Annotated in this window: 3 protein-coding genes and 1 tRNA gene; 3 read left to right on the top strand and 1 reads right to left on the bottom strand. The window is 71.1% G+C overall.

Translation table 11 applies throughout. From position 1 onward, the window contains the following. The first annotated feature begins 361 nt into the window (after window positions 1-361). Window positions 362-1,078, top strand: coding sequence for a DUF5324 family protein (locus tag K6I34_RS34650; RefSeq protein WP_229332012.1), 717 nt, complete (start codon window positions 362-364; stop codon window positions 1,076-1,078). Window positions 1,079-1,170: 92 nt separating this feature from the next. Here the strand turns inward: K6I34_RS34650 and K6I34_RS34645 are convergent. Beyond that, window positions 1,171-1,243: transfer RNA gene (locus K6I34_RS34645), tRNA-Ala, on the bottom strand. 118 nt (window positions 1,244-1,361) lie between these two features. On the opposite strand from K6I34_RS34645, the gene K6I34_RS34640 reads away from it, so the two are divergent. Beyond that, window positions 1,362-1,907: a DNA-binding protein gene (locus tag K6I34_RS34640; RefSeq protein WP_121799226.1), complete on the top strand. Its 546-nt coding sequence runs from the start codon at window positions 1,362-1,364 to the stop codon at window positions 1,905-1,907. A gap of 15 nt (window positions 1,908-1,922) precedes the next feature. Then, the coding region (locus K6I34_RS34635; protein ID WP_229332011.1) for a serine/threonine-protein kinase at window positions 1,923-2,989 on the top strand (1,067 nt) is incomplete at its 3' end.

Below are 2,989 nucleotides of genomic sequence, written 5' to 3'. Positions count from 1 at the left end.
ACGGGCGTGCCTTCCCGACCGACGCTGCGAACGTCGGCCTACTCGATGACCATCAATCGATCACCCGGGAAGGTACGCCCTTCGTACACCAACCCGGGTCCGATCCACAGGTCTTGAGCATTGCTCGGCAAACACCCACGCGCGGCACGAAATCGTGGCATCGTCGACCGAAGCTTCCCGTAACCCGCTGATGCCCTCTGAGTGCCCTTTGAAGCCTGCGGGCGTTCACCGGTTGTGCTCGCGCCGGCGTGCCCCGATGACCCGTATGCCCGCTCGCACATGCCGGACCACCCGGCGGCAGGCATGATTTTCCACTGGGTGGAAAGGCGACAAAACATACGCCACCGAGGAGGAGGTTCCCGTGACCCGCAAGGACAGCGTGCGCGCCGCGACCAGCTCAGCCAAGGACAGCGTGCGCCACGCGGCGGAAGTGGTGGCGCCCTACGCAGGCACGGCCAAGGACACCGCCGTGCACTACGCCCACGAGGCCAGGACCCGGCTCGCCCCCAAGGTCGTCGAGGCCGCCCACCAGGCCCGCTCGCAGTACGACGTCCACCTGCACCCCCGGATCGAGCACGCCCGCGGCGCCCTGCCGCCCCAGCTCGACGCCGCCGCCACGCGCGCCGCGGTGCAGACCCGCAGGGCCGCCCGGCAGGCCGCCGACTACGCGGGCCCGCGGCTGGCGCAGGCCCGTACCGCCGCCGAACCCATGCGGGACGAGGCGCTCTCCCGCAGCACCGCCGCCCTCGCCGCGCTCCGCGGCAGGGTGTCGGCCGAGGAGGTACAGAAGCTCGTCGAGCGCCGGGACCGCCGCTGCCGCACCGGGCGCGTCGCCAAGCGGTTCGTCCTGCTGGGGCTGCTCGCCGGGGGCGCGTACGCCGCCTGGAAGTGGTGGGACAAGCAGGCCAACCCCGACTGGCTGGTCGAGCCGCCCGCCCCGACGGAGGTCGCCGACCAGGCCCCGACGGCCTCCGCGGACGGCAGCGCGACCGCGGCCCTCGACCCCGAGGTGCAGGCCAAGCAGGACCGCGAGGACCTCGCCGAGGACACCATGGAAGAGCGCGACGAACAGCGCTGACCAGCGCTGATGTAACAGCGGACGGAACAGCGGACACGACAAAAGCCGCGGGGCTGGAGATCGTTGATCTCCAGCCCCGCGGCTTTTCCCTGTGGAGCCTAGGAGAGTCGAACTCCTGACATCCGCCATGCAAAGACGGCGCTCTACCAACTGAGCTAAGGCCCCTTCGCCGATCAGGATACCCGGTACAGGCACCCTTTCCCGACCGGGTATCGCCGGGGCCCACCACTCTCCGTAGGATGCACCGCAAGATTCGCGGCAGCGAAGCGAAGGGGAGAGGCAGATGGACGCAGCACAGCAGGAAGCCACCGCCCGCGCACGGGAGCTCCAGCGGAGCTGGTACGGAGAGCCCCTCGGGGCGCTGTTCCGCCGTCTCATCGACGACCTCGGCCTCAACCAGGCCCGTCTCGCCGCCGTTCTCGGCCTGTCGGCCCCCATGCTCTCCCAGTTGATGAGCGGTCAGCGCGCGAAGATCGGCAACCCCGCGGTGGTACAGCGCGTCCAGGCCCTCCAGGAGCTCGCCGGCCAGGTCGCCGACGGCAGCGTGAGCGCCGCCGAGGCCGCCGACCGGATGGAGGAGGTCAAGAAGAGCTCGGGCGGCTCCGTCCTCAACTCCACGCAGACCACGGCCAGCAGCGGTGCCCCGACGGTGCGGCGCGTGGTGCGGGAGATCCAGTCGCTGCTGCGCTCCGTGGCGGGCGCGGGCGACATCATCGACGCCGCGCGGACCCTCGCCCCCACCCACCCCGAACTCGCCGAATTCCTCCGGGTCTACGGCGCCGGGCGCACCGCCGAGGCGGTCGCCCACTACGAGGCGCACCAGAGCTGACCCGCCGCCGACGCGATGGGTGAGATCTTCGCGGGGCGGTACGAACTGGTCGACCCGATCGGGCGCGGCGGCGCGGGCGCCGTGTGGCGGGCCTGGGACCACCGCAGACGGACCTATGTGGCCGCCAAGGTGCTCCAGCAGAGCGACGCCCACACCCTGCTGAGATTCGTCCGCGAACAGGGCCTGCGGATCGACCACCCCCATGTGCTGGCGCCCGTGAACTGGGCCGCGGACGACGACAAGGTGCTGTTCACCATGGACGTGGTGCGCGGCGGTTCGCTGGCCCAGTTGATCGCCGACTACGGCCCACTGCCCCCGCATTTCGTGTGCACCGTGCTCGACCAGTTGCTGTCCGGCCTGGCCGCGGTGCACAAGGAGGGCGTGGTGCACCGGGACATCAAGCCCGCCAACATCCTTCTGGAGGCGACCGGGAAGGGACGGCCGCACATCCGGCTCTCCGACTTCGGCATCGCCATGCGCAAGGGCGAGCCGAGGCTGACGGACACCAACTTCGTGATGGGCACGCCCGGTTATTTCGCCCCCGAGCAAATGCTGGGCGACGACCCGGACTTCCCCGCCGATCTCTTCGCCGTCGGCCTGATGGCCCTGTACCTGCTGATGGGCCGGAAACCCGACGCCGAGGCGCTCGTCCGGCGCTTTCTGGACCAGGGCACGCCGAACGCTCCGGAGGGCGTACCGGAACCGCTCTGGCAGGTGCTGGCGGGCCTGCTGCAGCCCGATCCGCACATGCGCTTCCGTACGGCCACAGGGGCCCGCAAGGCGCTCGCCGAGGCGGTGGAGCTGATGGACAGCCCGGGGGCGGAGGAGGAGACGATCGAGGTCTTCGACCAGCTGGGCCCCCTGCCGCCCGGTTTCGGCCCGGAAGGGCCCGAGCGGAGGCCCGGTCCGCCCCAGCCGGGGGCCGCTCCTGTCGCACCTTTCGGAGCCGCCGTAAGCGGTACGCCGGGCACACCTTTCGGACCTGCCGTAAGCAGTACGCCGGGCACGCCCAGTACGCCCGGCACACCCGCCGTGTCGTACGGCACGCCCTCCACGCCTGCTGGGTCGTACGGCACGGCGGG

Origin of the sequence: Streptomyces sp. UNOC14_S4, assembly GCF_020740835.1 — a bacterium.
Taxonomy (GTDB): Bacteria; Actinomycetota; Actinomycetes; order Streptomycetales; family Streptomycetaceae; genus Streptomyces.
The sequence above is the reverse complement of the archived record's forward strand: the minus strand, read 5'-3'. Positions and strand labels throughout refer to the sequence as shown.

Excerpts from the sequence above, each read along its gene's own strand:
- K6I34_RS34640 (WP_121799226.1), top strand. The coding sequence starts at position 1,362 with ATGGACGCAGCACAGCAGGAAGCCACCGCCCGCGCACGGGAGCTCCAG.